This window comes from Pseudomonadota bacterium, assembly GCA_022361155.1.
Taxonomy (GTDB): domain Bacteria; phylum Myxococcota_A; class Polyangia; order Polyangiales; family JAKSBK01; genus JAKSBK01.
In genome coordinates this window covers 23540-29539 of the sequence record JAKSBK010000606.1, presented here as the reverse complement: position 1 = coordinate 29539, position 6000 = coordinate 23540, and the positions used below count along the sequence as shown (strand labels likewise).

At 67.2% G+C, this 6000-nt stretch carries 6 protein-coding genes; 3 read left to right on the top strand and 3 right to left on the bottom strand.

Annotated features, from left to right (window positions below; all coding sequences use genetic code 11):
* Positions 1 to 15: 15 nt before the first annotated feature.
* A complete protein-coding gene (locus tag MJD61_22955; protein ID MCG8558121.1) occupies positions 16 to 2106 on the bottom strand; it encodes a c-type cytochrome in 2091 nt (696 codons plus the stop codon).
* A gap of 168 nt (positions 2107 to 2274) precedes the next feature.
* Between MJD61_22955 and MJD61_22950 the strand changes: the two genes are divergently transcribed.
* The 3 genes from MJD61_22950 to MJD61_22940 all read left to right on the top strand — a co-directional run bounded on the left by MJD61_22950 (position 2275) and on the right by MJD61_22940 (position 4148).
* Positions 2275 to 2529 carry a hypothetical protein gene (locus MJD61_22950; protein MCG8558120.1) on the top strand — a complete coding sequence of 85 codons (255 nt, stop codon included), beginning with the start codon at positions 2275 to 2277 and terminating at the stop codon, positions 2527 to 2529.
* Positions 2530 to 2805: 276 nt separating this feature from the next.
* Positions 2806 to 3843: a hypothetical protein gene (locus MJD61_22945; GenBank protein ID MCG8558119.1), complete on the top strand. Its 1038-nt coding sequence runs from the start codon at positions 2806 to 2808 to the stop codon at positions 3841 to 3843.
* A 29-nt stretch (positions 3844 to 3872) separates the two neighbouring features.
* A complete protein-coding gene (locus MJD61_22940) occupies positions 3873 to 4148 on the top strand; it encodes a hypothetical protein (protein MCG8558118.1) in 276 nt (91 codons plus the stop codon).
* A 43-nt stretch (positions 4149 to 4191) separates the two neighbouring features.
* Here the strand turns inward: MJD61_22940 and MJD61_22935 are convergent, their stop codons facing one another.
* Positions 4192 to 4983, bottom strand: a complete 792-nt coding sequence (locus tag MJD61_22935) for an energy transducer TonB (protein MCG8558117.1) — start codon at positions 4981 to 4983, stop codon at positions 4192 to 4194.
* A gap of 57 nt (positions 4984 to 5040) precedes the next feature.
* On the bottom strand, positions 5041 to 5778 hold the full coding sequence (locus MJD61_22930; protein ID MCG8558116.1) for a hypothetical protein: 738 nt from the start codon (positions 5776 to 5778) through the stop codon (positions 5041 to 5043).
* Positions 5779 to 6000 lie beyond the last annotated feature (222 nt).

Here is a 6000-nt window from a genome sequence, read left to right as displayed (position 1 = left end):
GTAGCGGCGAGCCCCTTACAGCGACTCGAGGTAGGCTACCAGATCGTCGAGCTGCGCGGGCGAGAGCCGCGAGGTGCGCCCGTGCCTATCGCCGCCGCAGGCCTTGTCGAAGCGCTGCCTCAGGGTCTGCGCGCAGCCGTCGTGCATGAAGGGTGCACGGTAGGCGATAGCGCGCAGCGACGGCACCTGAAAGCGCTCGCCCGGACGCCCCGTGCCCACATCCTGGCTCGAGTTATCGGTCAGCTTCGGCCCCGAGTGGCAGGTAGCGCAAGCGAGGTCGGCGGAGGCGAAGAGCTTGGCACCGCGCTTGACCGCCGGATCGGCCTGCGAACGAGGCGCGGGCCTGGGCTCGAGCGCAAACAGCCAGTCCCGCAACGCCTCCATGCGCTCGGGGCTCTGCCAGACACCGCCCATGCGCCCGACGAAGACCTCGTCCATCAGCGCATCCAGGCCGTCAAGCGCGCCGTCCCAGTGAAACGGCTGCGTACCGTCGAGGCCCACGTCGAGCGCTTGCGTGCGGCGGCGCCCGAAACCGCTGAAGCTCCACACGTGACCGTCATCCGAGCCCTCGAGGTGACAACCCGCGCACGCAATGCCCTGCCCGGTGTCACGATGGAACAAGTCATGACCCGTATCGGCCACGGAGGTACCGCCGAGCGCGATCGTAACAGTGCCCGCTGCTGCCGGGTTGTGCTCGTCAAGCAACGTCAACGTAGCGGGCTCGCGACTCTGGACGACAAGCCGAGAGTCTGGCGTGTAGGCCACTGCCACGGGCTGGCCCTGGACTGGCATGGGGCTGCCGCGCACGCACTTCAAGCCCGGGTGCATCGATTCGGCTCCGACTGCGAGCCGATCGTAGACGACGACAGCAGTCGAAGGCGCTCCGGACCCTCGCACCGCTACGATCTCCGGGTGAGCGGGGCCCCCGAAGGTGTCGGCGAACACGTTCCGGGGCGCAGGAGCAGCAAGGTCACGCTCGCCAGCGAAGGCCACGGCCACCAGCCGGCCCGTGGGGTCCGCTGCAACGTCGACGCCCAGCACAGAGCCCCGAACCGACGTGGTCAAGACCGGACCGTTCGCCGGGGCTGTTCCAACGCCGGTGACGAACGTCGTGAGCGCCGTGCGCACGATGCCACCGCAACCCTGGCCGTTGTCCCCGTAGGGGCTGGTAGCCGCTCCCCGGGGATCGTGCGGATCGGCAGCGGAAGCCTCGAGCTGAATCTGCGAAGCCTCGGCTTGCTGGTGCAACATCACGAGCCCCGCTCCCGCCGAGATCGTACGCCACGCCCCATTGGGCTCGAACCTCCGCTCGGGTGGCGGCCCGTGGGTCGAGCCAGCCCGAACCTGGATCAACTTGGTTCCCGGATGAGGGTGGGAGTGTATACCAGGCTCCGAGAAACCCTCCGGGATCCGAGTCTTGCCTGACACGACGCCGCCATCCGGGCCCACGCTGAGCAACTCGGCGCTCCTGAAGCGGCTCAGATAAAGCCTGCCCGCGTGCAAGACCGCGTCCCGAACGTCGATCGGCACCGCGACCTTGCGCGTGACGTTCCCACCTGCCGCCGGCAGCTGCACCAGCTGGCCCTCGGCGCACGTCACGTGCAGCGCGTCAACGCCGTTGTCGTACGCGATGCCACGCGGCGTGCGGCAAACCTGGCGCCGCATGGCTATGCGCCCGGCAGTCACGTCGAGCGTCGCGATCTCACCAGCTCCGCGCAGCACGACGTGCACTCGTCCGGCGGCGTCCTGCGCCATTCGGCCGGGCTCGTCGCCTTTGCGCAACCTGACCGTGTGACGCAGCGTCCGCTCCTCGAGGTCAACCACGGACACCCGGTCGCGGGCGGGGTCGGACGCCACCGCGAGGGTTCCCGAAGCCACCACGGCCAACGTGCCGCCTGCGACCGGAGGCGGCAGTGGGTCCGCGCGAACAGGACTGCGCTCGTCCGTAGGGATTACCTTGATCGGAGCGTCGGGATCGTGATCCAAGGGCGCTGCGAACGCGTCGCAGCCAACCGCCATCGCCGCGCTCGCGACGAGCGACGTCCATGCCGTGCATGCCGGCCATACGGTTCGGGGCCTGCACCTCAACGACCGAAGACCCGCCATACCAACCTCCCTTGACTGCATCGCTCCAGGCAGTTGCACAACCGCTCCCGAGCGGCTCTCACACCGCTGCCGCAAGACTCTCACACCGCTGCCGCAAGACCTGCGCCAAGAATCAAGAATATAGCAGACGTCGTGCCAAGCGCCTGACTCCACGATACGGACGATCAGTTGCATGGTCTCGCCGGTCCGTACCGGCCATGGCAACAGGGCCACGACTACGGCCACGACTACGACTACGACTACGACTACGACTACGGCCACGGCCACGACTACGGCCACGACTACGGCCACGACTACGGCCACGATTACGACTACGACTACGACTACGACCACGACTACGACTACGGCCACGGCCACGTTACGACCACGGCCGCGATGTGCGATCGTCGACGGTCCGGGGGTGGTCAGGCAAGCCGCAGCTAGGTCAATGACCTCATCCGTGATCCTGTGGGGTTATTGGGGACACTGGTAGACGCCCCGGGACGCGGGAGCGAAGTTGGTGTCGCGTGTTGACTGCGATCGGCGCGCATGTGACAGGGTTGTAATGCAGAGTCGGAGGGCCGCCCCGTGTTGCCGCAGGCTCACAGCTGAGGCACGGGAGCCACAGGGGAGGCGCTAATCCATACGAGACGAGCCCGGAGCGACGCGTGGGTTGCGGGCGAAGACCGCTGCGGAGGAGCGATTGCAGCCGTTCGTGCTGTGTCGAGCGTGCTGTGCATCGCTGCGCTTTGCTGGACGTCGCGGGCAGCTGCTCAAGCGGGAGCCCAGAGCCAAAACGAACGGGCGATCCGGGCCGCCTTGCACGGGGCTCCCCATGGCTACGGGGTGTGCGTGCTGCGCGCGGTTCGGGTGCATCGGGGTCGTCTCTACGTGGCTTGCGGCCCAGCAGGCGTATGGGTGCTGGAGCGGGTAGCGGGCGGCCACTGGCGGGTCGTCGATCGCCTCGCTACCAAGCAGGAGGCCACGGCACTGATCAAGCGCGACGGGGAGCTTTGGGTACGCGCCGGAGCGGTCGAGGGGCCCGTGCTGGCGCTGCCGAGCTCCGCCAGGACGCCTCGAGGGCGAGCTTTCGAGCACCCTGCACGCACCACAGGCTGGGAGCTGCGGGGCCAGGTTCGCCATTTCCTGTCGGGAGGCATACGGGTGCCCGGGCTGCTCGCCGAATTCGAGTTGGGCTTCCGAGCCGCTTCCCCGCTGCACGTATCGGCTGTGCTCGAGCCCCTCGGGTTCGCCTCCTCGAGCATGGGATCCACGCGAGCCGTCGCAGCCTCGCTGTTGATCGGCTACGACACGGCCTCGACAGAGTTCGCCTTGGGCGCAGGAGCGCAAACAGTGAACGAGCCGCAATTCGGGCAACCCAAGGGTTGGGGGCTTGTGCTGCCTGCGCTGGCCCGCATCGGAGCCAAGGACTCGCTGCACCTGGTGGCACGCAGCGGCTTGGTGGTGCATCGCCGCAGGCTCGGTTTGGCCTCGTTCGATCTGCTGGGCCTGGTGCCGCTGTGGTCAAGCCACTGCTTGCTTGTGCGCGCGGGCTCGTCGGTGGCCGGCCAACAGCTGGCGGAGCTCGGCTACCGGACTCCCGTCGCCGCTGGCGGCAACGCTCCGCTGCTGGCGCTGTTCAGCGCGGGCTGGGCAAGACTGTCGCACACGAGCGTGTTCTCCAGCCCTCACGGGATCGTCGACCGGGTGTGGATCGAGGGATTCGTCGCCGGTGTTGGCCTCGAGTGGCGCAGGTAGCAGGCGCAGGGCAGGCAGCGTGCCGGAGCGTGTCAGCGTTGCGTTCGGCCGTGTGCGCTGCGGCGGTTGACAGCCGATCCGACCCGGGTTGGAGCCGACAGAGCCGATCCGACCCGGGTTGGAACCTGTACCACGACGCTTTCCGAGCTCTCGGCGCTGGCCGCAAGACCGAAGCGACACGGCTGTTGGAGTCGCTGATCGCGCACTATCCCGCCCATGCCGCAAGCCAGCGTGGCCAGTGGGTGCTCGTCGACCTCGAAGCTGGAGCCCATCCGAAAGCGATCGCACGCCTGCCTTCGCGCTGATGCCCGTGCGCGGCGGCGCCATGGCGAGCGTACATGCTCGCTTCTAGCCAGTTTCTTGGCCCGCGTCTTGCATACGGAAGTCGAGTCGAACCTGTTCGCAAACCTGCGCAACGGGCTTGTCTCGATAGACGAGAGGCTTATAGCGCCACCGTCTCAGCGCCCGGGCAGCGCTGCTGTCGAACACGCGAGCCGGTCTGGAATCGACCACCACGATATCGCTGACCTCACCGTCGGGTGTGACCGTAAACGACAGATCGACCCAGCCCTCGATCCGATGCTTGGCAGCTTGCGCTGGGTACCTGGGCCGCACGCGAAGCAGCGGCGCGAGCCGCTTGGTGTTGGGGAAGGCAATCCCACACGGGGCGCTCAGCGGGACCCCGCGCTCGAGCCTTGCCAGCTCGGCATAGCCATCGGCGGTCAAGCCAAGCTCGGCCTGTGCGCGAAGTAGGGCGATCGCCGTGCCCGCGTCGCCGAGCTTCGCAACGCACTTTGCGCTCGCGACGTTGACGAGCGTCACCACGCACGGATCCACCGCCCAGGCCGCCCCCTGAGCCTTCATTCTCTTCAGAAACCGCGTGCAGTCTCCCCTCCGGAACACGCGCATGGCTTCCGAATAGCCCTTGGACACGGTCTTGCGGACCGCATAGGTCGTGCGAGGCGCTTGTTGCTCCGGCGGCGGGCTGCCGCCGCATGCGGACGCACCAAGGGCCAACACCAGCCCAACAAGCCAGCGCGCGGCCGCCAACCTCGTCGGCGGCTCGCGGCAAACGTCTCGATGCGCGTCACGCTGACCCCTCTTCGAGGCCTGCGTTGACCTGTCGGCCTGGTTGTTCACGATCCCTCGGCCACGAATTACTAGCCCCACGTGGACAGGGGAGTCTCGGCCACCACATCAAGGACCGTTGAGGTCGATCTCCCTGCACGGCGCGCTGATCGAGCCGGCCATCCAGTGTCCTGCGGTCGGGAACTGCACGAAGAAGTTGTAGCCCACCCAGGAGGTCGTAGCGATAGGGTCGTCGACGACCTGTATGATACCGTTTGGGTCCGGCATGCCATCGAACCTATGCAGGGTCACTAGTCCCGACGAGCCGACTTCCTCGTAGAGCTTCGAGCCGTCGAACACCCGACGGATCTCGCCATCGACCCGAATCGCCATCCCAGGAATCTCCATGCCCTTCGGCACCACGGTGTACATGCGCGGCAAGCCGGCCATCCTGTCCAGCTGGTAGTTGCCCTTGAGCTCGATCTGGAGGCCATGGTGCTCGCCGTCCCAGTCCAGACCGGTGTCGACCTGAAGCTCCTCGTTCATGCAACCCGGGCTCGCGATGCCTTGACGCGGGTTCGCAGGGTCTGTCGTGGGACACGCGTACTCGATCTGGCAAATCTCCTCGGCCATGGCACCCATCTCGTCGTCCGTGATCGAATGGCCTGTTATCGGGTCGTTGGGATCCACGGCCATGCAGCCGACGATGTACGCGTGTTCGGCGTCGCCGCGGTACGGTGGTGCGGCGGCCATAGGATTCGCGCACCAGTCGGTGCCCGCCACCCCTCCGTCGCCGCCGCCGCAGGCCGCACTCAGGCATGCGACCAAGCCCGCACAGGTTGCTGCTCTTCTGTTAGTCTTTGCCACGTTGGCCTCCATGCCCGCCCACCAGGTTGGGTCCAGTCCCAGGGTGCGCTCTTGCGGCGCGCGCGTAGTAAAGCGGATCTCCGGCAACATTGCGACCTGCGTCGCGGACAAAAAGGCAGGTTGGAGCGCAATTTCCCTCGCGAACGCCGCGCCGGCCATTTTCGGCGGCGCGTTGGAGGGTTGAAAAATTCGCCTGACGCTCCACGAAAGCGCGCGCGAGCG